The organism is Agrobacterium sp. MCAB5, from assembly GCF_052114365.1.
GTDB classification, from domain to species: Bacteria; Pseudomonadota; Alphaproteobacteria; order Rhizobiales; family Rhizobiaceae; genus Agrobacterium; species Agrobacterium tumefaciens.
This window is the reverse complement of sequence record NZ_JBFREP010000004.1, coordinates 134151-156357: the sequence shown is the minus strand read 5'-3', so window position 1 is coordinate 156357 and position 22207 is coordinate 134151. Positions and strand designations below refer to the sequence as shown.

Below are 22207 nucleotides of genomic sequence, written 5' to 3'. Positions count from 1 at the left end.
AGATGAAATCAAGCTTCGTCGCAGATGCAGGGCTGTCTTGCCGCAACAGGCAAAGACGTGGGCAACAAACGGGTGCATGATAAGGGAAAAGGACCAAATTCAAATTGCACGATATCTCGACCTCTCCCGCCATTGCCGCCTCCATTGAAGCCTCACCCGCACAGGTGCTCGGCCCGGCAAGTCTTGCCGGTATCTTTCCACAGGGCGTGCGTGTTTATCTGACAGACACCGGACAGGCCTCGCAGGACAGGCTGGTCGACGCTGCAAAACATCTTCGCGATCTCGGCTACACACCAGTGCCGCATCTCGCGGCACGGCGCATATCGTCTGGCGTGGAATTCGAGGAGCAGGTGAAGCGGCTGGCAGGCGAAGCGGGTGTGTCGGATGTGCTGGTAGTCGGCGGTGGCGTCGCCACGCCGGCTGGTCCCTTCRCATCCAGCATGGATATGCTGTCGACCGGCATCTTCGATCGCTGCGGGATCAATCAGATTGCAATCGCCGGCCATCCCGAAGGCAGCCCCGATTTCAGCGATGAGACGGCGACGGCCGTCTTGAAGTTGAAGTATGATTTTGCCGAAAGAAGCGATGCGGCAATGCGCATCGTCACCCAGTTCGGCTTCGACCCCGCGCGCTTCATCGCCTGGGCGGAAGGACTCGCCGCCTCCGGCATCGACTTGCCAGTGCATATCGGCGTCTCCGGTCCGGCCAGGATCACGACGCTGCTGAAATATGCGGCTCTCTGCGGCGTCGGCAATTCCATYGCCTATCTGAAAAAGAACGCGCTCTCCCTGACGACGTTGGCCAAGGGGCATTCACCGGAAAGCGTGGTCGGCCCTATCGAACGGCACTGGCAGGCAAATCCGGCAGGGCCGATCCGGCAAATCCACGTTTTCCCATTTGGTGGGCTACAGAATTCGGCAGACTGGCTGGCCGGTCGTGGAAGCTGGCAAATCGGCGATGCGGACTTTTCCGCAAAACGGGGCACGGTAGCGATCTAGGCCCACCTTTGCCTATGGCGCGACGGACGCTCGCCGTCGCGCATTCCCGTTATAAAGATCTACCTCAGGCCGCCTTGGCGACCTCGACAAAGGCGTTGCGGATGCTTTCCGCGACCGCAAGGATGGGGCGCGAGGGTCTTTCGCCCGTGATCAGGCGAATATCGAAATAACCAAGTTCCGGCAGGCCTTCCTTGTCGCTCAGAATGACCATGTCGTTCTGCACATAGGAGCGCGGCAGGGGAGCGATGGCGAGATCGGCGGCAATTGCTGCGCGCTGCGCCATGGTATGGCCGCTGAGATAGGCCACGCGGAAATTGCGACCCCGCTTTTCAAGCGAGTTGATCGCTTCCGAACGCCAGATGCAGCCCTCTTCCCAGATCGATATGGGCAGCGGATCGCGCAGATAGGCCGTACCGCATTTTGCCCCGGCCCAGACGAGACGTTCGCGCATCAGCACCTCGCCCGTATCCCGCAGCGGATGCGACGCACAGTTGACCAGTGCCAGATCCAGCCGCCGTTCATCCATGCGCTTGTAGAGATTGGAACTGGAATCGATCGTGACATCGATCATGATGCCGGGGAAAACCTCGGCAAAACGCTTGAGGATACCCGGGAGCAAACCGCGCTCGCCAATATCTTCCGGCGCACCGAGCCTGACGACGCCAGACAGTTCAGGCATGACGAAACGCGACACGGCCTCGTTAGACAGCGCGATCATGCGGCGCGCATAGGTAAGAAGCGTTTCGCCATGCGCCGTCAAAGTCACCGAGCGGGCATCGCGCAGGAACAACGTCGTCTTCAGCTGTTCCTCCAGCTTCTTTATCTGCATGGAAACGGCGGACGGCGTTCTGAACACCACCTCTGCAGCGGTGGAGAAGTTCCCGGTCTCGGCAATCGCGACGAAGGTTCTCAGAATGTCGTTATCCAGCAGCGGCAACGGTTGGCGGAAAGTTACGGTCATGGCACGAACCTTCAAATATTTTGATTTATAGATGGATATCATTTCGTTTGATTGAATGTCAACACAGGCGCACCATCCGGGACATCGAATGACGGGGCAACTAACGCCTTGTCGGAATGAAGCGCTGGCCCATCACGGAACGACAGGAATTCCGGCAGGCGGCGAGCGCGAGTCATTCCTAAAATTGATGAATGACATAAAATTCATTCTCTTGTTTGATGAGATATGTAAGCGCATACCGAAGTCGTAAACAGGATCGTGGTTCACGAAAGGATCAAGACATGGCCATGATACATTATCACCCCGCAGCGAGCCGTTCATCGCAACGCCCCTCGACCGGTAGCTGGCTCCAGCGCCTGTCCGGCCAGATTTCCGCTCTCCATACGTCATGGAAGCGCGCAAGAATGCTCCGCGCGCTGGAAGGTTTGCCGCCTGAAACATTGAAGGACATTGGATGGCCGACAACCGACAGCAATCGCATCAGGGTCGTCCGCAAATGATGCGCAACCCCATGGCTCGCAACCGTCCCAGGACTTGCGAGCCATCCCCGTCAATCCCGAGACGCCCCGGCAGAGGCGTAAAATGACCTGCCTGTTTTACATGCGACACGACGCCCTTTAAAAAGGCTTGTCGCAAATTTTGCATATTTCAAAAGCTATTTTTTGACAGCCCGGATTTCACGGCGTATTTTTCGTTAAAGATGTCGGAAACAGGACATCCAGAAGACCGATTCCAAGGGAGGAATTGCGTATTCGCAACGGAGCACGGGCAAATGAGCAGGAACTCCCAGAAGAAACGCTCAATCGTCTTTTTTCTCATTCCGCAATTTACCATGCTGCCGTTCGCCGCAGCGGTTGAAACGCTTCGCATCGCCAATCGCATGCTGGGGTATCAGGCTTACGAATGGCGCCTCGCCTCGCTCGACGGCCAGAAGGTCATGTCATCAAGCGGCATCTGTCTTGAGGTCGACACCTGTCTTGCCGATGAGCGACGATATGTCAGCGGCGAAAACCGCGTTGAAATGGCGATCATCTGTTCGGGCATCGATGTCGACCAGCACATCAACAAATCCGTCAATGCCTGGCTGCGTGAAGCCTATAATCGCGGCATCGCCATCGGCAGCCTCTGTACCGCCGCGCATATCCTCGCGCAGGCCGGTCTCTTAAATGGCAAACGCTGTGCGATCCACTGGGAGAACCTGCCTGGTTTTTCCGAGGCCTTCCCGCAGGTGGAAGTCTATGCCGATCTCTTCGAGGTCGACAGCAACATCTATACCTGCGCCGGCGGCACCGCATCGCTCGATATGATGCTGAGCCTGATCGGTCAGGATTTCGGCGAAAATCTTGTCAACCGCGTCTGCGAGCAGCAATTGACGGACCGGGTGCGCAGCCCCAACGACCGCCAGCGCCTGCCGCTGCGTGCGCGCCTCGGCGTTCAGAATAGCAAGGTCCTGTCGATCATCGAATTGATGGAAGGCAATCTGTCCGAGCCGCTGTCGCTGCTCGACATCGCCGATGCGGCCGATCTGTCGCGCCGACAGGTGGAGCGTCTCTTCCGGCAGGAAATGGGCCGCTCACCCGCCCGCTACTATCTTGAAATCCGCCTGGACCGCGCCCGCCACCTGCTGGTGCAATCGGCCATGCCGGTGGTCGAGGTTGCCGTTGCCTGCGGTTTCGTCTCCGCTTCGCATTTCTCCAAGTGTTATCGCGAAATCTACAATCGCACGCCGCAACAGGAACGGGCGGAACGCAAGCTGCTGATCAGCGCTTCGCGGATGGCAACCGCGAGCCAGGGCAAAGCCGCGCACTGACGCGGCTTTAAACCTCTAGGGCGAAAAAGCCCTCGCTTCAGKRATGAAAACCTTTCCTCCGTCATGCCGGACTAGATCCGGCATACAGCCACGACGCGTCTGCGCAGCGAAAGGTATCTCCTGCGATCAAGTCCGGTGACGGAGTGGACACCAGCTCAAGGTCACGCAAACGGCCGCACCGCGTGGGCGAGATCTTCTGCCGTCATACCTGCACCAGCCCTGCTGCCCGCCACGCCATGTAGCCAGACACCGGCAGCGGCGGCCTCAAAGGCAGGCGTTCCCTGCGCAAGCAATGCGCCGATGATGCCAGCCAGCACATCGCCTGACCCCGCCGTCGCAAGGCTCGACGGCGCATTGGTATTGACCAGCGCGCGGCCGTCCGGCGCGGCGATGACCGTATCCGCCCCCTTGTAGACCAGCACTGCGCCGCTGCGCGCCGATGCGGTCTGCGCCTTCTCGATCTTGCTCAGTGACGTGTCAGCGGCGAGATCGGGAAAGAGCCGAGCAAACTCGCCCTCATGCGGCGTCAATACGAATTTCCCCGCGCCTGAAATCATCCGGTCGAACAGGGTTTCCGGGCAGTCCTTGAAAGCGGTGATCGCGTCGGCATCCAGCACCACCACCTTGTCCCCGAGCAGGGACACGAATTGCCGCGCCTTTTCGAGATCGCCGAAACCGGGACCGAGGACGAAAGCGCCGTGGCGTTTGTCGTCCAGCCAGTGGCGCAGATCGTCCGCATCATCCAGACCGGAGCTCATCACCGCCGTCAATGTCACCGAAAGCACGTCGAGCGCCTGCTTCGGCGCGGCAATGGTGACGATGCCCGCCCCCGCCTTCAGCGCTGCAATTGCCGTCATGCGGCTTGCTCCCGTCGCATGTGGCGGTCCGGAAAAGACGGTCAGATGCCCACGGCGGAATTTATGCGTTTCCATTTCGGAGCGGGGCAAGGCGTCGCGCCAGACAAGTGGATCGTTTTCCGCAACCGATCCCGCATGAGCGGCGAGAATACGGGAGGGGATACCGATATCGAACACCTCAAGCGTCCCGCACAGTTCCCGCCCCGGCATCAACAGATGGCCGGGTTTTCGCGCCATGAAGGTTACGGTCCGCACCGCCTTGAACGATGCGCCCAGAGGCACGCCCCTCCTGCCGCAAAGACCAGACGGCAGATCGACGGCGAGAACCGGCACGGCTGCCTGCGTCACCGCATCGATCACGCGCCGAAGCTCCGACGGAATCTCGCGGGACAATCCGGCACCGAACACCGCGTCAATCACCACGTCTCCAGCCATGGGTACATAGTCGCCAAGCGGCAGGGCTGTGACGCCGCTAACCTCGAAAGCCGTGCGGGCATCGCCTTTCATGGCCGTGACTTGGCCAAGATGATGAACCGCAACTGTCGCCCCGCTTTGCACAAGCGAGCGTGCCGCAACGTAACCATCACCGCCATTATTGCCGCCTCCGCAGAGCACGACGAAACGCAGCGCGTCCGGATAGTGGCGAAGGGCCGAAGCAGCGACCGCCTGCCCTGCCCGCTCCATAAGATCGTATAGGGGAATGCCGGATTGGCCTGAGGCCGCATCGATGCGGGCCATCACAGCAGGGTCGATAAGAGAGAGATTCAATAGGGATTTCATGGAGCGATCATCCCTTCAAAACGCCGGAAAGGCAATCGATACAAAAATAAGCAAATGSCTGCGGCGAAATAATAATCAAATGCATAAAATATAAACAAATCAACAAAACGCYGTCAGYGMATTCCRRAATATTCAACATAACTAAAATAAGGAAAACCGACAGAATTGATGACGGATTTTTCGGGTTTTGGCGAGAAATTGGCTGGAAAACCACAAAAAGCGAATGCATTTTGTGCCAGAAAGCCGGGCAAGCGAAGTTTTTTCTTCAAGCCCGCTTCCGATCTGGCACAATACGTGCATTCTTGTGGCAGAGCGGGAATAACCTGCTTTAACGGGAGAAGCGGAGAGATATTTTCTCATGAAAAAGATCGAAGCGATCATTAAGCCTTTCAAGCTCGATGAAGTGAAGGAAGCCCTTCAGGAAGTCGGACTTCAGGGAATCACGGTCACGGAAGCAAAAGGCTTTGGTCGTCAGAAGGGCCACACGGAACTCTACCGCGGAGCAGAGTACGTCGTGGACTTTTTGCCGAAAGTGAAAGTCGAAGTCGTATTGGCGGACGAAAATGCGGAAGCCGTCATTGAGGCTATCCGCAATGCGGCACAGACCGGACGTATCGGCGACGGAAAGATTTTCGTTTCCAACGTCGAGGAAGTCATCCGAATCCGTACCGGTGAAACAGGCGTGGACGCCATATAATCGGAACCAGGTCCTGAGCCGGGGAGGCTCAGGTTTTTCACCTCGTCACCACCACACTCAAGGAAAACGTTTAAATGACGACCGCAAACGATATCTTGAAGCAGATCAAGGATAACGACATCAAGTTCGTGGACCTGCGCTTTACCGACCCCAAGGGCAAGCTGCAGCATGTCACCATGGATGTTGTCTGCGTAGACGAAGACATGTTCGCCGATGGCGTCATGTTCGACGGCTCCTCGATCGCCGGCTGGAAGGCCATCAACGAATCCGACATGGTGCTGATGCCCGATCCGGCAACTGCCCATACCGATCCGTTCTTCGCCCAGTCGACCCTCGTCATCCTTTGCGACATTCTCGACCCGGTTTCCGGCGAAGCCTATAACCGCGACCCGCGCGGCACCGCCAAGAAGGCCGAAGCCTACCTCAAGGCCTCCGGTATCGGCGACACCATCTTCGTTGGCCCCGAGCCGGAATTCTTCGTCTTTGACGACGTGAAATACAAGGCAGACCCTTACAACACCGGCTTCAAGCTGGATTCATCGGAACTGCCGTCCAACGACGACACGGATTACGAAACCGGCAACCTTGGCCACCGTCCGCGCGTCAAGGGCGGTTACTTCCCGGTTCCGCCGATCGACAGCCTGCAGGACATGCGTTCCGAAATGCTGACGGTTCTCGCTGAAATGGGCGTCGTCGTCGAAAAGCACCACCACGAAGTCGCCTCCGCGCAGCACGAACTGGGCGTGAAGTTCGACACCATGGTATCCAGCGCCGACAAGATGCAGATCTACAAGTACGTCGTGCACCAGGTCGCCAATGCCTATGGCAAGACGGCAACCTTCATGCCGAAGCCGATCTTCGGCGACAACGGCTCGGGCATGCACGTGCACCAGTCGATCTGGAAGGGCGGCAAGCCGACCTTTGCTGGCGACGAATATGCCGGCCTGTCTGAAAACTGCCTGTACTACATCGGCGGCATCATCAAGCATGCCAAGGCCATCAACGCCTTCACCAACCCCACCACCAACTCCTACAAGCGTCTGGTRCCGGGTTATGAAGCTCCGGTTCTGCTGGCCTATTCCGCCCGYAACCGCTCCGCATCGTGCCGCATTCCCTTTGGCTCCAACCCGAAGGCAAAGCGCGTCGAAGTCCGCTTCCCGGACCCGACCCAGAACCCCTATCTCGGTTTTGCGGCCATGCTGATGGCCGGCCTCGACGGCATCAAGAACAAGATCCATCCCGGCAAGCCGATGGACAAGGACCTTTACGACCTTCCTGCCAAGGAACTGAAAAAGATCCCGACCGTCTGCGGCTCGCTGCGCGAAGCGCTGGAAAGCCTCGACAAGGATCGCAAGTTCCTSACCGCCGGCGGCGTGTTCGACGACGACCAGATCGACTCGTTCATCGAGCTGAARATGCAGGAAGTCATGCGCTTCGAAATGACCCCGCATCCGGTCGAATTCGACATGTACTACTCKGCCTGACCGGCATTTGGGACGCCTTTAGAGGCGTCCCTTCCCGCTCGGCGGTTTTCCCCTGGAAAGCCGCCGTTTTCTTTTGATGCCCAGCCATGTCGCGAACAATGTCGATCAAGCCAGCCTCTCAGCAAACGCGCCTCACGGACTGGCTCATCTTTCTGGCGGTACCGTTCTTTTTCTCCAGCAACATCATTTTCGGCCGCGGCGTCATCGGAGAGGTCTCGCCCTTCATTGCCGCCTTCATTCGCTGGATCGGATCGAGCCTCATCATCGCTCCGTTCATGATCGCCGACTGGCGGAACTGCCTCGCCTTCGTGCGCCAGAAAACGCTGCTCTGGCTCGTTCTTGGCATTCTCGGCATGGGCGTCTGCGGYGGCGTGGTCTATTGGGGCCTCACAATGACGACGGCTGCCAACGGTACGTTGATCTACACGACTTCATCGCTATTCATCATCCTGTTCCAGCGCATCTTTCAGGGCCGCCCGATCCGCAGGCTCGAAGTGGCGGGCATGATCATCGCTTTTGCGGGCGTGGCGGCAATCGTGCTCAAGGGCGATATGTCGGCTCTCTGGCAGATGAAATTCAACATTGGCGATTTTGCTATTCTGACGGCAGCGATTGCGTTTGCGGTCTATTCGCTGCTGTTGCGCGATCCCGCGGCGCGGCAGATGGCCTCGTTCAGCCTTTTCGGCCTCATCGCCTTCTCCGGCGCGCTGGTCCTGCTCCCGCCGGCAGCGGTCGAACTGGCGCATGGTGGCTTGCTGCCGGCCACGGCCATCGCCTGGGCCAAGATCGGCGGCATCATCCTGTTCGCCTCACTGCTTGCCTTTTATTGCTTCACCCATACGGTCCGCGTTTTCGGCCCCGCCACGGCAGGCATCACGCTTTACATGATGCCACCCGTCTCGATTGTCATGGCCACGCTTTTCCTTGGTGAAACGTTTGAAACATATCACGCCATCGGCATCGTACTGGTTACCGGCGGCGTCGTCATCGCCACCGCACCGATCGGCCGCAGGGTCGCTTAAGAGCATCACGGGAACAAGGGCCGGATACCCGCTAGCCCTTGATATTTCCCATTCCGCACCCAACTATTAGTGGGAAAGGAAGTTCATACCATGAAACAAAGAGACGCAAAATTTACGCTTGGCGAGATCGTCCGCCACAAGGTGTTTCCGTTCCGCGGTGTGGTGATTGACGTGGATCCGGAATATGCCAATACGGAAGAGTGGTGGAACGCCATCCCCGCCGATATTCGCCCGGAGCGCGACCAGCCCTTCTACCATCTTCTGGCGGAAAACGATGAGACGGAATATGTCGCTTACGTTTCCGAACAGAACCTCGTCCACGATGAAAACGAGGCGCCGCTCCGCAACCGCAATATCGAGCGGATGTTCGACAAGGCGCCCAACGGCGAGTGGCGGCCGAAGATGTCGCTGGCGCATTAGCGCACGCCCGATTTGACAACAATCATAAGGGCGCTGTGCGCTTTTAATGAAAATACGTCGGATCAAAACCGCGCATAAAAAAACCGGCCTGAAAACAGGCCGGTTTTTTCGTGTTCTCGTAAAGAGATCAGGGCTTCGGCGCGCCCTTTGCGGCGTCCTGAGCAGCTTCCAGCTTCTTGCGAGCCTCTTCGGCCTTTTTCTGCATGCCTTCCTGAAGGCTGCGCTGGCTTTCTGCGAGCTGCGACTGGGTGATAGCCGCRCCGTCATAAGCGCCGGTAAAGCCGGTAAGCGCGATCTTGATGGGGTTYGGCGCGCGGCGGAAGTTKATCGAGGTGAAGACGATCTCGTTGCCCTTCTTCAGCGACGCRATCATGGCGTCCGTCAGCGGAACTTCGGCCGTGCACTTGTCGGGAAGGCAAACAGCGTAATCGAGCTTCTGACCCTTGCCACCGTCGATCTGCATCATCACACCCGGGGGAATGAGGCGCGCGGTCGGAACGGAAACCTGGAGCAGCTTGCGGTTGACCTTGCCCTCGACAGTGATGAGGCCGACGGCAGTGATCATCTGGCCGTTCTGGGCAAGAACCACGTTCTGCACGACGCAGACATCGTTGTCTTCCTGCTTGGAGCAGGTCTTGAACCAGCCAAGCGGCGGAGCGCCAGCGCCCTGATTGGCGGGAGCATCCTGTGCCTGCGAGATGGCCGGAGCGGAAACCGCGCCCAGGGAAAGAACGAGAGCGGACAGAGCTGTCCGGGTGAATGTGTTTGCCTTTTGCATCATAAGAGTTCCGTCTCCTGAATGTCTGCCAGAACAGAACCGCGGGTCCTGCTCGCCGATGGCGGTATCCTTCTGCCCGTTCAACTGTCGTTTAAATGAGGCAAATGCGTGACCCGTCTCTTCCGGCCACCCTGTTACATGCCGTTCGCGGCGATATCCAGCACTTCTTTAACTTTTTCTTGAGGCAACCCAAGATTTCCCGCCCTCGCATGGGTCCAGCCATGGGCTTGTGCTACATATTCGCCAGAATCATAACAAAAAACCAATCATGACGATAACCGACCACGACGACAAAACGGACCGACAGTTGAGACAGGATAGTGACATGCGCAAGCTTGCGGCCCTCATCCCCGCATTGTTTCTTTGGGGAACGGCCCTGCTTTCTCCGGAAATTGCCGTAGCGCAGCCGCTTCACGGCATTTCCATGCACGGCACGCCGGCACTTCCCGCCGACTTCCGGCACTTCCCTTATGTCAATCCGGACGTGAAAAAAGGTGGTCGCATATCCTACGGTGTCGTCGGCACCTTTGACAGCCTCAACCCCTTTGTTATCAAGGGAATGCGCACAACGGCGCGCGGCGTCTGGGACCCTGAATTCGGCAATCTCCTCTACGAGCCGCTGATGCAGCGCTCGAGCGACGAGCCTTTCAGCCTTTACGGCCTGCTTGCGGAAACCGTGGAGTGGGACGAGGAACGCACCTTCACCCAGTTCAACATCAATCCCAAGGCCAAGTGGTCGGATGGCGAGCCGGTGACGCCTGACGATGTYATCTTCACATTCAATCTCCTGAAGGAAAAAGGCCGTCCGCCGTTCAACAGCCGCCTAGACGGCGTGGCGAAGCTGGAAAAGATCGGCGAACACGGCGTCCGCTTCACCTTTAACGACAGGGCGAACCGCGAAACGCCGCTCATTCTCGCCTCTTCCACCCCGATTTTGCCGAAACACGCGATCGATCCGGAAAAATTCGAGCAGGCGGGCCTTGGCGCTGTCGTTGGCTCGGGTCCATACCGAATCAAGACATTGCGRCCGGGTGAACGAATCATCTGGGAGCGAAACCCGGACTATTGGGGCAAGGATATCCCGAGCAAGGTCGGCTTCGAGAATTACGACGAGATCAGCATCACCTATTTCCTTCAGGTCACCACCATGTTCGAGGCCTTCAAGAAAGGCGATATCGACATCTATCCCGAAGGCGACGCCATCAACGGCACCTCCGATACGTCCCATTGGGGCCAGGCCTACAAATTCCCCGCCGTTCATCGCGGCGATATTGTCAAGGATGTGTTCCAGCCGCGCCTGCCATCGGGCATGTTCGGCCTTGTCTTCAATACCCGCCGCGCGGTCTTTGCAAACGAAAAGGTGCGTGAGGGCCTRTCCTATGCGCTCGATTTCGAGTGGATGAACAAGAACATTCTCGGCGGCGCMTTCAAGCGTACGCAAAGCTACTGGCAGAACTCMGCGCTCGGYGCCTATGGCAATGCCGCAGATGAGCGCGAACTTGCGCTGCTTGGCGATGCGGCCAAGAGCATGCCGCCGGAACTTCTGGCGGGAACCTACGTCATGCCCACCACCGACGGAACCGGCGCGGACCGCAAGGTCCTGAAGCTCGCCGTCGATAAGCTGAAAGAGGCCGGATACAGCATCAAGAACGGCAGGATGTCCGACGCCAATGGCCGCCAGCTCGCATTCGAAATCATGACGCAGAACCCGGCGCAGGAACGCATAGCGCTTGCCTATCAGCGTTCGCTGAACCTGATCGGCGTCGCCATGGGCATCCGCTCCGTTGACGATGGCCAATATCAGGCACGCTCCAACAGCTTCGATTACGACATGATCATMCGGTCCCTGCCCTCATCGCTCTCGCCGGGCGCCGAGCAGCTCAACCGCTGGAGTTCATTGTCGCGRGATGCGCAGGGYAGCTTYAACTATGCGGGTGCGGCCAGCCCCGACATCGACCGCATGATCGAGGCCCTGTTGCAGGCCCGATCCACGGAGGATTTTCAGGCGGCAGTGCGTGGTTATGATCGTCTTCTCGTCGCCGGCCACTATGTCATTCCGCTCTACTACATCGGCGCGCAATGGATAGCCCGCTGGAAATATATCGACCGCCCGGATATGACCCCGATATCAGGCAATCAGAAACAGACCTGGTGGGATGCGCGGGCGCAATAATCCGCCCCTGCCCGGTCCAAGACAACGGAAGATAAAGCCATGGAACGCATCGTTATCGACGTCGTATCGGATATGGTCTGCCCCTGGTGCTATCTGGGCAAGGCAAGGCTCGATCTTGCCATTGCCGAGGTGCAGGACGAAATCAGCGTCGACGTGAACTGGCGACCTTACCGGCTCAACCCGGATTACCCGCCTGAAGGCGTTGATCAGAAGGCCGCGCTTGAGGAAAAGCTCGGCAAGGAGCGTCTCGAGCAGGCCCATGCCTCGCTGGTGGAACTCGGAAAACAGGTCGGCATCCACTACGATTTCGATGCAATCAAGATTGGCCCGAACACGCTCGACGCACATCGCCTGTCGCTCTGGGCCCATGCTGAAGGCCGTGACGTTCAGGAGAGGATCGTCACCGCTTTGTTCAAGGCGAATTTCGAGGAAGGCCGCAATATCGGCGATCACGCCGTGCTGACCGATATCGCCGAAAAGGCAGGCATGGACGCCAAGGTGGTAACACGGCTTCTGGCGTCGGATGCAGACAAGGACACGGTGATTGCCGAAATTGACGCGGCGCAGCAAATGGGTGTTTCCGGCGTACCGTTCTTTATCGTTGACCAGAAATACGCCATCAGCGGTGCACAAACGCCTGATGTATTGATTGCTGCACTGCGGGATATTGCAAAAATCAAGGCGGACGAGCATAAGTCGATGAACTGACGGTCGAACACCGGCAGCTTGCCGTAATCCATAAACTGTTGGTGTTTTCCCGTGTCCGACCAGACCCTGAAAGGCATTCTGCTTGCCTTTGCCGCCTTCGCTGCCTACGCTTGGAGCGACGCGAGCGTTAAACTCATAGAAGGCCAGATTTCGCCGATCGAATCGGCCTTCTTCGGCGCCCTGTTCGGCCTCATCGCCCTGCCCTTCATCCGCAAGCGCAATGATCGCTGGGTGGATGTGGTGAAGACGACCAACCGGCCTTTATGGATCATCCGATTTTTTGCCGCCGGTACGGGTGCCGTCGGCAGCGTCACCGCTTTCACCCATCTTTCCATGGCCGAAGCCTTYGCGCTGATCTTCCTKCTTCCYTCKTTCGTCACCATCATGTCGGTGGTGTTTTTGAAGGAACAGGTGGGCATCCGCCGCTGGTCTGCGGTMATCATCGGTTTCCTCGGGGTGCTGGTCATCCTGCGGCCGGGTTTCCGTGAACTCGGCATCGGCCATATCGGCGCCATCATCGGTGGCTTCAGCGGCGCACTCAGCATCGTCATCTTCCGCGCCATGGGTCCGTCGGAAAAGAACGTCTCGCTGTATGGGGCCGGCGTACTGGGCTGTCTTGCCATCAGCGGCATCGCCATGGTGCCGACCTTCATCATGCCGGGCGGCGAACAATGGTTGCTACTGGCGGGATACGGCCTGCTCGGCGCGCTTGGCAACGTGCTTGTCATGTATGCTGCCCAATATGCGCCCGCCGCCATGATCGGCCCAACGCAATATAGCCAGATGCTCTGGGCGATTCTGTTCGGTTACCTGATTTTCGGCGACCGTATTGATGGCTGGATGTTGATGGGCATCGCCCTGATCGTCGGCTCCGGCCTGCTGACGCTGATCCGCGAGAAGCAGCGAAAAGTGCCGCTTCCCGCCTCCATCGCCGCGACTGACCAGAATGTGGCTGTCGGGATCACGCCGGAAGACGAGCGCTAAAGTCGAAAATGCATGAGAACCAGCGACGCATGTTTGCGTCGCTGGCATGGCATTCGATCAATCACAAACCCTGACCCGATACATGTCGCCCCAGGCGTTCTGTCGCCAGGCCACGTGGCAGCGAGGATAAACCGGCTGGTAAACAACGGGCGGTCCATAAGCTGGCGCGGCGTAGACGGGTGGACCATAGGCCGGTGCATAGTAAGCGGGGCCATAAGCGTAACCGGGATGCCTTGCCCCGGCGATGAGCGCTCCGCCAATGATCGTTCCTGCTATCCCGGCGGCAAGGCCGCGGCCGAAATTATTGCGCGCTTCCGCCTGACTGGTGGTGGCAATTGTGGTGCCCGCAATTGTCAAAGCAACCAGACCAGCGGTGGCAAACCTGTTGATGTTGGTCCACATCGTCCTGCTCCTTCAAGACCCGGCGGCTTTACGATCCGCCGCACCGAGTATGAAGGAAAGATTACGCCCGCGAAGACTACCGATACATGTCTGTTTCGTTACATCGCGGTAATTTTCGCTGAAGGCAGTGAGTGTAGTTTTCGAGGGATTGGCTAACGGAAGTGAGTCGAAGGTGGGTGTGGCTTACCCCCCTCTGCCCTGCCGGGCATCTCCCCCAAAGGTGGGGAGATCGATATGCRGMAAGGTTTTGCCTATATCAACGTTAGAGAATGAAGTGGTGACAGCGCGTCTTGCCGATCTCCCTCCTTGTGGGGGAGATGCCCGGCAGGGCAGMGGGGGGTAAGCCMCACCCACCGCCCCCCAAAGGCTTAAATCTACGACCGAGCCAGCTCCGCCAATTGCGTCATGACCATCGCCGCACCCGCCAGCCKYTTTTCCGGCGTCGGCAGATCGCGGTTCAGGAACAGGCTGTGGTCCGGGCGGATTTTCGCCATCGAGCCCTGCTTGCCRATGTAACCGACAAGCGCTGCCGGATTGGGGAATTCCTTGTTGCGGAACTGCACAACCACGCCTTTCGGCCCGGCATCCACCTTCTCGACATTGGCCGTGCGGCAGAGCGACTTGATGTAGACGATCTTGAGGAGATGCTGCACTTCCTTCGGCAGCGGGCCGAAACGGTCGATCATTTCTGCGCCGAAACCGTCGATCTCGCCTATATCCGCAAGCTCGCCGAGACGGCGGTAGAGACCCATGCGCAGATGCAGATCCGGCACGTAGTCTTCCGGRATCATSACCGAGGTGCCGACCGAGATTTGCGGCGACCAGCCGCTGTCGCGCACCTCTTCGTCACCCTTCACTTCGGCCACGGCCTCYTCCAGCATCTGCTGGTAAAGCTCGAARCCRACTTCCTTGATGTGGCCGGACTGTTCTTCGCCAAGCAGATTGCCAGCGCCGCGAATATCGAGATCGTGGCTGGCAAGCTGGAAACCGGCGCCGAGTGTGTCGAGCGATTGCAGCACTTTCAGCCGCCGCTCCGCCATCGTCGTCAACACCTTGTTGACCGGCAGGGTGAACAGCGCAAAGGCGCGGACCTTGGAACGACCGACACGGCCACGCAGCTGGTAAAGCTGGGCGAGACCGAACATGTCGGCACGATGCACGATCAGCGTATTGGCGGTCGGCACGTCGAGGCCGGATTCGACGATGGTGGTCGAAAGCAGCACATCGTATTTGCCGTCATAGAAGGCGTTCATGATGTCTTCGAGTTCACCCGCCGCCATCTGGCCATGCGCCACCGCCACTTTCAGTTCCGGCACATCCGACTGCAGGAATGCATGGATGTCAGCGAGATCGGCAAGGCGCGGGCAGACATAAAAGCTCTGGCCACCGCGATAATGCTCGCGCATCARCGTTTCACGGATTACCAGCGGATCGAAGGGCGAAATGAAGGTGCGAACCGCCATGCGGTCCACTGGCGGCGTGGTGATGAGCGACAGCTCGCGCACGCCGGTCATGGCCAGCTGCAAGGTGCGCGGAATGGGCGTCGCCGACAGCGTCAGCACATGCACGTCGCTTTTCAGCTCCTTCAGCCGCTCCTTGTGCTTCACACCGAAATGCTGCTCCTCATCGATGATCAGCAGGCCGAGATTGGCGAAGCTGATGCCCGCACCGAGCAGCGCATGGGTGCCGACGACAATGTCGGTCTTTCCATCAGCCACTTCCTTCTTGGTGAGCGCAAGCTCCTTCGAACCCACAAGGCGCGAGGCCTGCTGCACCCGGATCGGCAGACCGCGAAACCGTTCGGAAAAGGTACGGAAATGCTGTCGCGCCAGAAGCGTGGTCGGCACCACCACCGCCACCTGAACGCCATTCATGGCGGCAAGGAAGGCGGCGCGCAAGGCCACTTCGGTCTTGCCGAAACCGACATCGCCGCAGATCAGGCGATCCATCGGCCGCCCGGCACCGAGATCGTCGCGAACAGCGTCGATGGCGTTCAGCTGGTCCTCGGTCTCGTCATAGGGGAAACGGGCGGCAAACTCGTCGTAAAGCCCGTCCGGTGCGATAAGCGCCGGCGCGTGGCGCACCAGACGCGCGGCTGCAATGCGGATAAGCTCGTCAGCCATATCGAGCAGGCGCTTCTTGAGCTTGGCCTTGCGCATCTGCCATGCGCCGCCACCGAGCTTGTCGAGTGTGGCTTCCGCGGCATCAGAACCATAACGCGAGAGAAGATCGATGTTTTCGACCGGTAGGAACAGCTTGGCGTCGTCGGCATAATGCAGTTCCAGACAGGCGCGCGGCGCGCCCGCTGCCTCGATGGTCTGSARACCGACGAAGCGACCGATGCCGTGTTCGGCGTGAACCACGAGCGAGCCTTCGTCCAGCCCCGCCACTTCCGCGATGAAATCCGCGCCGCGCTTGCGGCGCTTGGAACGGCGCACCATGCGGTCGCCAAGAATATCCTGCTCGCCGATGATCGCGAGCGTTCCGGTCTCAAACCCGGCTTCGAGGCTCAGCACCGCAGAAGCCGCCTCACCCTTGCCGAGTTTCTCCACCTCTTTCAGCGATGTCACCGGCTTGATCTTTTCAAGCCCGTGTTCGTTCAAGACCTGCAACAGCCGGTCGAGCGAACCTTCCGACCAGCCGGTGATCAACACCTTCCAGCCCTTGGCCCGGCGCTCGGCAATGTGCTTTACCGCCAGATCGAAAACATTGACCCGCTCTTCGCTGTCGCCTTCCGTCGGTGGACGTGCCCAGCGCGGACCAACATGGGCATCAAGCGTCGCRACCGGGCGRCCTTCGCTATCGTGTTCGTTGAAGGGCGTCAGCCGCACCGCATTGACGCTCGCAAGCGCCGCCTCGAAGCTCTTGCCGTCGAGATAGATTTGCCCAGGCGATACCGGCTTGTAAGGCGCGCCCTGCGTCGAGCCCTTGGTCTCGCCGGAGGCCCGCCGCGCCTCGTAATAATCGAGGACCAGCTTGGAGCGTTCCTTCGCCGCCTCGCGCGCCGTATGGTCGGTGACGATACGGAAACCGCTGAGATAATCGAAGGCGGTTTCCAGCTCTTCGTAAAACAGCGGCAGCCAGTGCTCCATGCCGGCATAACGGCGGCCTTCGGAGACGGCCTGATAAAGCGCATCGTCGCGCGTCGCCGCACCGAATAGCGACAGGTAGTTCTTTCGGAACCGGCCGATCGTATCCGGCGTCAGCGTCACTTCGCTCATCGGATTGAGATCAAGCGAGCGCGCCTGTGCGATGGTGCGCTGGCTGGCCGGATCGAAGGTGCGGATGCTTTCCAGCGTATCGCCGAAGAAATCGAGCCGCACCGGCTCTTCGGTGCCCGGCACGAAGACATCGAGAATGCCGCCGCGCACGGCGAATTCACCCACTTCACGCACCGTCGCCACCCGGTCGAAACCGTTGCGCTCCAGCCGCGCGGCGATGTCCTCCATTCGGATCTGGTTGCCGGGCTTGGCCGAAAAGCCCAGGCTCTCGATAACGTCGCGCGGCGCCATCTTCTGCAGCATGGCGTTGACGGTGACGAGAACGATGGCCGGATGCGGTTTCTTGGCGTGATTGATGAGGCCGGCAAGTGCCGCGAGCCGGCGCGCCGAGGTGTCCGCACTCGGTGACACGCGGTCATAAGGCAGACAATCCCAGGCCGGCAGCGTCAACACCGGAATATCCGGCGCGACAAAACCAAGAATCTGTTCGAGATCGGCGACCCGCTGGCCGTCCGACATCACGTAAGCCACCGATGTTCCCGCCCGCGCCATATCGGCGAGCAGCAGGGCTTCCATGCCGGAGGGCACGTTTCCGATGGTCAGCGGCGTATCGGCCGACGCCACCAGCTTTGCATCGAATCCGGCTATCATGTTTCAGGCCTTCAGGGTTTCGGCTGTGACGAGATCGAAATCGGGACGGTAAGAGGCGATCTTCTCGAACAACGGGGTCTGGAATTTTTCCGGCACCGGCAGGGCACCCGTCACCATCTTGACGAGGTCGTTATCCTCTTCCGCCATGATGATTTCCAGCTCGTCGAGCTGATCGTCGGAAAGCCCGGCAATATTGTCTTCCGCAAATTGCCCGAGCACCAGATCCATCTCGCGAATGCCCCGGTGCCAGCAGCGGTAAAGTATCCGCCTGCGCCTCGGATCGAGGTCGGCGCTCGTGCGCACCAGTCCAGTCATCGCATTCACCTTTCGGTTGGCTATTCAACAGGATGTTGATTGCGCCCTCCTATAGAACAGGAGGCGAACGCTTGGAACCGGTTTTTATCGAAATAATGCCACGGCGGCTAAAATCTGCCGGTGATAAACAGCCTTTGTCGGGCGCCACGTCTTGCATAACGCGTCCCCTTCCCCGATTTTGCTGAGCATGCGTCCCGCCATTCTCGATCCGCTATTTGCTTCCGTCTCCACCCTTGCCGGTGTGGGGCCGAAGCTTGCCGACCTTCTGGCCAAACTGCTGAGCCGGGAAAATGCTGACGACACCCGCGTGATCGATCTTCTGTTCCACGCACCATCAAACGTCATCGACCGGCGCAACCGCCCGGGCATCGCRCTTGCCGCTCCCGGCGCCATTGTCACCATYCAGGGACGTGTCGACCGGCATCAGCCAGCTCCACCAGGCAATCGTTCCGCGCCCTACCGTGTTTTCCTGCATGACGAGACCGGGGAACTGGCGCTGACCTTCTTCCGCGCCAAGGGAGACTGGCTTTCCAAGGCCTTGCCCGTCGATGAAGAGGTTCTCGTCAGCGGCAAGGTGGACTGGTTCAACGGCCGCGCCTCCATGGTGCATCCGGATTTCATGGTGAAACTCTCCGAGGCAGAGAACCTGCCGCTGGTCGAAGCCGTTTATCCGATGACAGCCGGGCTGTCTCCGAAGGTGCTGCGGCGGGCAATTGAAGGCGGACTTTTGAAACTGCCGGTCTTTCCCGAATGGATCGACGAAACGCTGAAGACCCGGCAGGGGTTCGGCGACGTGGCATCGAGCTTCCGTGAGTTGCACGATCCGCGCGACAGCGCCGATATCGATCCTCAGGCCCCGGCACGCAGACGGCTCGCCTACGACGAATTCCTGGCCGGGCAGTTGTCACTGGCGCTGGTGCGGCAAAGACTGCGCAAGGTCGCGGGCCAGCCGATCCGCGCCAAGGGGGACATTGCTGCAAAAATCCTGTCGCAACTGCCCTTCTCCCTGACGCCGAGCCAGAATGCCTCGGTGAAAGATATCCTGACCGATATGGCCAGCGAGGACCGTATGTTGCGGCTGTTGCAGGGCGATGTCGGCGCGGGCAAGACGCTGGTGGCGCTGATGGCTATGGCAACCGCCGTCGAGGCCGGCGGACAGGCGGTGTTGATGGCCCCAACCGAAATTCTTGCCCGGCAGCATTTCGCCACCATCTCCAAACTCGCCAATGCCGCGGGCATCACGGTTGAGGTGCTGACCGGCCGCACCAAGGGCAAGGAGCGTCGCGAGATCGAAGAACGCGTGGCCTCCGGTGAGGCACAGATCGTCATCGGCACCCACGCGCTGTTCCAGGACAGCGTGAGTTACAAGAACCTCGTGCTGGCCGTGGTGGATGAGCAGCACCGTTTCGGCGTACACCAGCGCCTGCGTCTCACCGCCAAGGGCATCACGCCGCATATGCTTGTTATGACCGCCACGCCCATTCCGCGCACGCTGGTGCTGGCCGCCTTCGGCGACATGGATGTATCAAAACTCACCGAAAAACCGGCCGGCCGAAAACCCATCCAGACCGTGACRATCCCCACAGAGCGCATCGGCGATATCGTCGAGCGGCTGCGCGCCGCGCTGAAGGAGGGCAAGAAGGCCTACTGGATCTGCCCGCTGGTGGAGGAGACGGAAGAGTCCGACCTGATGTCGGCGGAAGAACGACATGCGGTTCTCTCGCAGATGCTCGGTGCCAATATCGGTCTCATCCATGGGCGCATGAGCGGCCCKGAGAAGGACGCCGCCATGCTGGCTTTCAAGAACGGCGAAACCCGGCTGCTGGTGGCAACGACAGTGGTGGAAGTGGGTGTCGACGTTCCGGACGCCACGATCATGGTCATCGAACATGCCGAACGTTTCGGCCTGGCCCAGCTTCACCAGCTGCGKGGCCGGGTTGGACGCGGTGACGAGGCCTCCACCTGCATCCTGCTCTACAAGGGGCCGCTCAGCGAAAACGGCCGCGCCCGACTTTCCATCCTGCGCGACAGCGAGGACGGCTTCCTGATTGCGGAAGAGGATTTGAAGCTGCGCGGCGAAGGCGAACTCCTCGGCACCCGCCAGTCCGGCACCCCGGGCTTCCGCATYGCCAGCCTCGAAGCCCATGCCGACCTCCTGGAAATCGCCCGCAAGGAYGCCGCCTATGTCATCGAGCGCGACCCCGAACTGACCGGCCCGCGCGGCGAAAGCCTGCGCACCCTGCTCTATCTGCACCGCCGCGACGAAGCTATCCGCTTCCTGCACGCCGGCTGAAAGTGAACCGCCATGAACATGATCGACCCACGCCGCCCACCGCCCGCCTTCAGAAAGGGCTACGCGCTCTGCTCRCCGCAAAACATCCTGCAACCCGACACCTTCGCCAAAAGCCAGAAGAAAGCGATCGGCAAGGCCTTCAAAAAGCCMGGCCGCAAGAAGGCATGGACMGAGGCACTGGAACAGGGCTGGAGCGTGCGGCTGGTCTAYATGCGGCTTTTCGTCCCCGTGTTCCATGCGACCACGACGGGAACAGAGGTGGATGATCTCGATGACGAGGATTGATTTGGTCCATTCAATAGACTAATCTAAAGCGAGATTTAACGCTTAAGGTTAGCCATGCAGATATCCGTAACTGATGCAAAAGGCCAACTGACAGAATTGGTACGACGCGCCGAGGCCGGGGACGAAATCATTCTCACCCGGCATGGTCATGCAGCAGTGCGGCTGGTTCCAGTGGTTGTTGTGGCGGATAAAAAATCCCGCAGGGCCGTGCTTGATAAAGTGCGCGCGGCCGTCGCGACCAAGAGCGACGATGGCCCGGATGCCGCGCATAGTCAGGATTTCCTTTATGACGAGCACGGCCTTCCAAAATGATGGTCATCGATACATCTGCTCTGCTTGCAATCCTGCTTGATGAACCCACAGCAGATGCATGTGCCATGGCTCTCGATACGGATGAATCATTGCTGATATCCGCCGGTACGCTTGCCGAAGCTGTGATCGTAGCGCAAAGACGTGGCCGCAGCCGGGAACTCGAGATGCTGATCGAAGGGCTGAGCGTCGAAATCAAGCCCGTTACTGCTAAATCAATCCGTGGCATTTCGGAAGCTTATCGCATCTGGGGAAAGGGTATCCACCCCGCCGGGCTGAATTTCGGAGACTGCTTTGCCTATGAGCTGGCAAAAGCTGAAGGCTGCCCTTTGCTTTACGTCGGCAACGACTTTTCGCAAACAGATATCAGCGGCCTCCTGTAASGCTCAAACCGGCGCAATCATTTTCGGCGGCGTGAAATCCGGAGCCACCAGGCCACCTGATATCAGCAGTTTCGCCGCGTCTTCCGGTGTCATGTCCAGCATCACGATCTTGTCCTTCGGCACGAACAGCAGGAAACCCGCCGTCGGCACCGGAGTCGGTGGCAGGAAGACGGCAACCATCTCTTGGCCCATCTCGTTGAAGCGATGGGCAAGCTCTCCCTTGACCTCCGAGGATACGAATACCATCGCCCAGGTGCCGGGTGACGGAAACTCGATCAGGCCGACCTTCTTGAAAGAGTTCGAATGCTCTTTCAGGACGGATTCGAACAGCTGCTTGATGCTCTTGTAGATCGGCCGCACCAGAGGCATGCGGTTGAGCACGGATTCGCCGACGCCGACGATCCATTTGCCAATGAGGTTGTTGCCGAGAAAGCCGATGAGTGTGATGCCGATGACGGCGATCAGCAGGCCGAAGCCGGGGATCGCCACATCGAAATATTGCTCGGGATCGTAACGGGCGGGAATATAGGGCTTAACCCAGCTATCCGCCCATTGCAGGAAGCTCCATACCAGCCACATGGTGATGGTGACAGGCGCAAGGATGAGGACGCCCGTGAGGAAGCTGTTGCGCAGACGGGCTGCGAATGAAATTTTGACTGGAATATCGGTCATTTAC

22 protein-coding genes are annotated in these 22207 nt (G+C 59.2%); 15 read left to right on the top strand and 7 right to left on the bottom strand.

Features of this window, described 5'->3' with window-relative positions:
• Nucleotides 1-104 precede the first annotated feature (104 nt).
• The gene (locus AB4Z23_RS11460) at nt 105-998 is read left to right on the top strand and encodes a methylenetetrahydrofolate reductase (RefSeq protein WP_441360128.1); all 894 of its coding nucleotides are present in this window, start codon (nt 105-107) and stop codon (nt 996-998) included.
• A 64-nt stretch (nt 999-1062) separates the two neighbouring features.
• On the opposite strand, the gene AB4Z23_RS11455 is transcribed toward AB4Z23_RS11460, so the two are convergent.
• Entirely contained in the window at nt 1063-2001 is a 939-nt protein-coding gene (locus AB4Z23_RS11455; protein ID WP_003515711.1) for a LysR family transcriptional regulator, read from the bottom strand.
• A gap of 239 nt (nt 2002-2240) precedes the next feature.
• Here AB4Z23_RS11455 and AB4Z23_RS11450 point away from each other — a divergent pair, with 239 nt between their 5' ends.
• On the top strand, nt 2241-2459 hold the full coding sequence (locus AB4Z23_RS11450; protein WP_025593690.1) for a hypothetical protein: 219 nt from the start codon (nt 2241-2243) through the stop codon (nt 2457-2459).
• A gap of 272 nt (nt 2460-2731) precedes the next feature.
• Entirely contained in the window at nt 2732-3769 is a 1038-nt protein-coding gene (locus AB4Z23_RS11445) for a GlxA family transcriptional regulator (protein WP_003515714.1), read from the top strand.
• A gap of 161 nt (nt 3770-3930) precedes the next feature.
• Here the strand turns inward: AB4Z23_RS11445 and AB4Z23_RS11440 are convergent, their stop codons facing one another.
• Nucleotides 3931-5406: an NAD(P)H-hydrate dehydratase gene (locus tag AB4Z23_RS11440; protein WP_115063046.1), complete on the bottom strand. Its 1476-nt coding sequence runs from the start codon at nt 5404-5406 to the stop codon at nt 3931-3933.
• 168 nt (nt 5407-5574) lie between these two features.
• On the opposite strand from AB4Z23_RS11440, the gene AB4Z23_RS11435 reads away from it, so the two are divergent.
• The 5 genes from AB4Z23_RS11435 to hspQ all read left to right on the top strand — a co-directional run bounded on the left by AB4Z23_RS11435 (nt 5575) and on the right by hspQ (nt 9029).
• Nucleotides 5575-5790, top strand: a complete 216-nt coding sequence (locus AB4Z23_RS11435) for a hypothetical protein (protein ID WP_162633741.1) — start codon at nt 5575-5577, stop codon at nt 5788-5790.
• Nucleotides 5765-6103 (top strand): P-II family nitrogen regulator, encoded by a 339-nt coding sequence (locus AB4Z23_RS11430; RefSeq protein WP_003515720.1) that lies wholly within the window; start codon nt 5765-5767, stop codon nt 6101-6103. The genes AB4Z23_RS11435 and AB4Z23_RS11430 overlap by 26 nt, the downstream gene beginning before the upstream one ends.
• A gap of 74 nt (nt 6104-6177) precedes the next feature.
• Complete coding sequence (gene glnA, locus AB4Z23_RS11425) at nt 6178-7587, top strand: type I glutamate--ammonia ligase (RefSeq protein ID WP_003515722.1); 1410 nt, start codon at nt 6178-6180, stop codon at nt 7585-7587.
• Nucleotides 7588-7685: 98 nt separating this feature from the next.
• Nucleotides 7686-8609, top strand: a complete 924-nt coding sequence (locus AB4Z23_RS11420; RefSeq protein WP_075807527.1) for a DMT family transporter — start codon at nt 7686-7688, stop codon at nt 8607-8609.
• Between the two features lie 90 nt (nt 8610-8699).
• A complete protein-coding gene (gene hspQ / locus AB4Z23_RS11415; protein WP_003515726.1) occupies nt 8700-9029 on the top strand; it encodes a heat shock protein HspQ in 330 nt (109 codons plus the stop codon).
• A 127-nt stretch (nt 9030-9156) separates the two neighbouring features.
• On the opposite strand, the gene AB4Z23_RS11410 is transcribed toward hspQ, so the two are convergent.
• Nucleotides 9157-9810 (bottom strand): invasion associated locus B family protein, encoded by a 654-nt coding sequence (locus tag AB4Z23_RS11410; RefSeq protein ID WP_013636323.1) that lies wholly within the window; start codon nt 9808-9810, stop codon nt 9157-9159.
• A 322-nt stretch (nt 9811-10132) separates the two neighbouring features.
• Between AB4Z23_RS11410 and AB4Z23_RS11405 the strand changes: the two genes are divergently transcribed.
• Genes AB4Z23_RS11405 through AB4Z23_RS11395 form a run of 3 tightly spaced genes read left to right on the top strand, consistent with a single transcriptional unit; the run spans nt 10133 to nt 13672 of the window.
• Complete coding sequence (locus AB4Z23_RS11405; protein WP_441360127.1) at nt 10133-11980, top strand: extracellular solute-binding protein; 1848 nt, start codon at nt 10133-10135, stop codon at nt 11978-11980.
• A 39-nt stretch (nt 11981-12019) separates the two neighbouring features.
• Nucleotides 12020-12688, top strand: coding sequence for a DsbA family oxidoreductase (locus AB4Z23_RS11400; RefSeq protein ID WP_003515731.1), 669 nt, complete (start codon nt 12020-12022; stop codon nt 12686-12688).
• A 51-nt stretch (nt 12689-12739) separates the two neighbouring features.
• Nucleotides 12740-13672: a DMT family transporter gene (locus AB4Z23_RS11395; RefSeq protein ID WP_421478005.1), complete on the top strand. Its 933-nt coding sequence runs from the start codon at nt 12740-12742 to the stop codon at nt 13670-13672.
• Nucleotides 13673-13729: 57 nt separating this feature from the next.
• Here AB4Z23_RS11395 and AB4Z23_RS11390 read toward each other — a convergent pair whose 3' ends face one another.
• From AB4Z23_RS11390 to AB4Z23_RS11380, 3 genes are all read right to left on the bottom strand, one after another.
• Nucleotides 13730-14074 carry a hypothetical protein gene (locus AB4Z23_RS11390; RefSeq protein ID WP_013636325.1) on the bottom strand — a complete coding sequence of 115 codons (345 nt, stop codon included), beginning with the start codon at nt 14072-14074 and terminating at the stop codon, nt 13730-13732.
• Between the two features lie 374 nt (nt 14075-14448).
• Nucleotides 14449-17946 (bottom strand): transcription-repair coupling factor, encoded by a 3498-nt coding sequence (gene mfd / locus AB4Z23_RS11385; RefSeq protein ID WP_441360126.1) that lies wholly within the window; start codon nt 17944-17946, stop codon nt 14449-14451.
• Between the two features lie 3 nt (nt 17947-17949).
• Nucleotides 17950-18261: an FAD assembly factor SdhE gene (locus AB4Z23_RS11380; protein ID WP_003515739.1), complete on the bottom strand. Its 312-nt coding sequence runs from the start codon at nt 18259-18261 to the stop codon at nt 17950-17952.
• 187 nt (nt 18262-18448) lie between these two features.
• On the opposite strand from AB4Z23_RS11380, the gene recG reads away from it, so the two are divergent.
• From recG to AB4Z23_RS11360, 4 genes are read left to right on the top strand one after another with little or no spacing between them, the layout of a single operon-like run.
• A complete protein-coding gene (recG, locus tag AB4Z23_RS11375) occupies nt 18449-20554 on the top strand; it encodes an ATP-dependent DNA helicase RecG (RefSeq protein WP_421478004.1) in 2106 nt (701 codons plus the stop codon).
• A gap of 12 nt (nt 20555-20566) precedes the next feature.
• Complete coding sequence (locus AB4Z23_RS11370; RefSeq protein ID WP_003515743.1) at nt 20567-20839, top strand: hypothetical protein; 273 nt, start codon at nt 20567-20569, stop codon at nt 20837-20839.
• Between the two features lie 54 nt (nt 20840-20893).
• On the top strand, nt 20894-21151 hold the full coding sequence (locus AB4Z23_RS11365; protein WP_003515745.1) for a type II toxin-antitoxin system Phd/YefM family antitoxin: 258 nt from the start codon (nt 20894-20896) through the stop codon (nt 21149-21151).
• Nucleotides 21148-21531, top strand: coding sequence for a type II toxin-antitoxin system VapC family toxin (locus tag AB4Z23_RS11360; RefSeq protein ID WP_112292232.1), 384 nt, complete (start codon nt 21148-21150; stop codon nt 21529-21531). Before AB4Z23_RS11365 ends, AB4Z23_RS11360 begins: the two co-directional genes overlap by 4 nt.
• Nucleotides 21532-21534: 3 nt before the next feature.
• On the opposite strand, the gene AB4Z23_RS11355 is transcribed toward AB4Z23_RS11360, so the two are convergent.
• On the bottom strand, nt 21535-22203 hold the full coding sequence (locus tag AB4Z23_RS11355; protein WP_003515749.1) for a DUF502 domain-containing protein: 669 nt from the start codon (nt 22201-22203) through the stop codon (nt 21535-21537).
• Nucleotides 22204-22207 lie beyond the last annotated feature (4 nt).

Bases quoted from the DNA above. Each gene is read 5' to 3' on its own strand.
- AB4Z23_RS11455 (WP_003515711.1), bottom strand. From the start codon at position 2,001: ATGATATCCATCTATAAATCAAAATATTTGAAGGTTCGTGCCATGACC.
- AB4Z23_RS11450 (WP_025593690.1), top strand. From the start codon at position 2,241: ATGGCCATGATACATTATCACCCCGCAGCGAGCCGTTCATCGCAACGC.
- AB4Z23_RS11445 (WP_003515714.1), top strand. From the start codon at position 2,732: ATGAGCAGGAACTCCCAGAAGAAACGCTCAATCGTCTTTTTTCTCATT.
- AB4Z23_RS11440 (WP_115063046.1), bottom strand. From the start codon at position 5,406: ATGAAATCCCTATTGAATCTCTCTCTTATCGACCCTGCTGTGATGGCC.
- AB4Z23_RS11435 (WP_162633741.1), top strand. From the start codon at position 5,575: ATGACGGATTTTTCGGGTTTTGGCGAGAAATTGGCTGGAAAACCACAA.
- AB4Z23_RS11430 (WP_003515720.1), top strand. From the start codon at position 5,765: ATGAAAAAGATCGAAGCGATCATTAAGCCTTTCAAGCTCGATGAAGTG.
- hspQ (WP_003515726.1), top strand. From the start codon at position 8,700: ATGAAACAAAGAGACGCAAAATTTACGCTTGGCGAGATCGTCCGCCAC.
- AB4Z23_RS11400 (WP_003515731.1), top strand. From the start codon at position 12,020: ATGGAACGCATCGTTATCGACGTCGTATCGGATATGGTCTGCCCCTGG.
- AB4Z23_RS11390 (WP_013636325.1), bottom strand. From the start codon at position 14,074: ATGTGGACCAACATCAACAGGTTTGCCACCGCTGGTCTGGTTGCTTTG.
- AB4Z23_RS11380 (WP_003515739.1), bottom strand. From the start codon at position 18,261: ATGACTGGACTGGTGCGCACGAGCGCCGACCTCGATCCGAGGCGCAGG.
- AB4Z23_RS11365 (WP_003515745.1), top strand. From the start codon at position 20,894: ATGCAGATATCCGTAACTGATGCAAAAGGCCAACTGACAGAATTGGTA.
- AB4Z23_RS11360 (WP_112292232.1), top strand. From the start codon at position 21,148: ATGATGGTCATCGATACATCTGCTCTGCTTGCAATCCTGCTTGATGAA.
- AB4Z23_RS11355 (WP_003515749.1), bottom strand. From the start codon at position 22,203: ATGACCGATATTCCAGTCAAAATTTCATTCGCAGCCCGTCTGCGCAAC.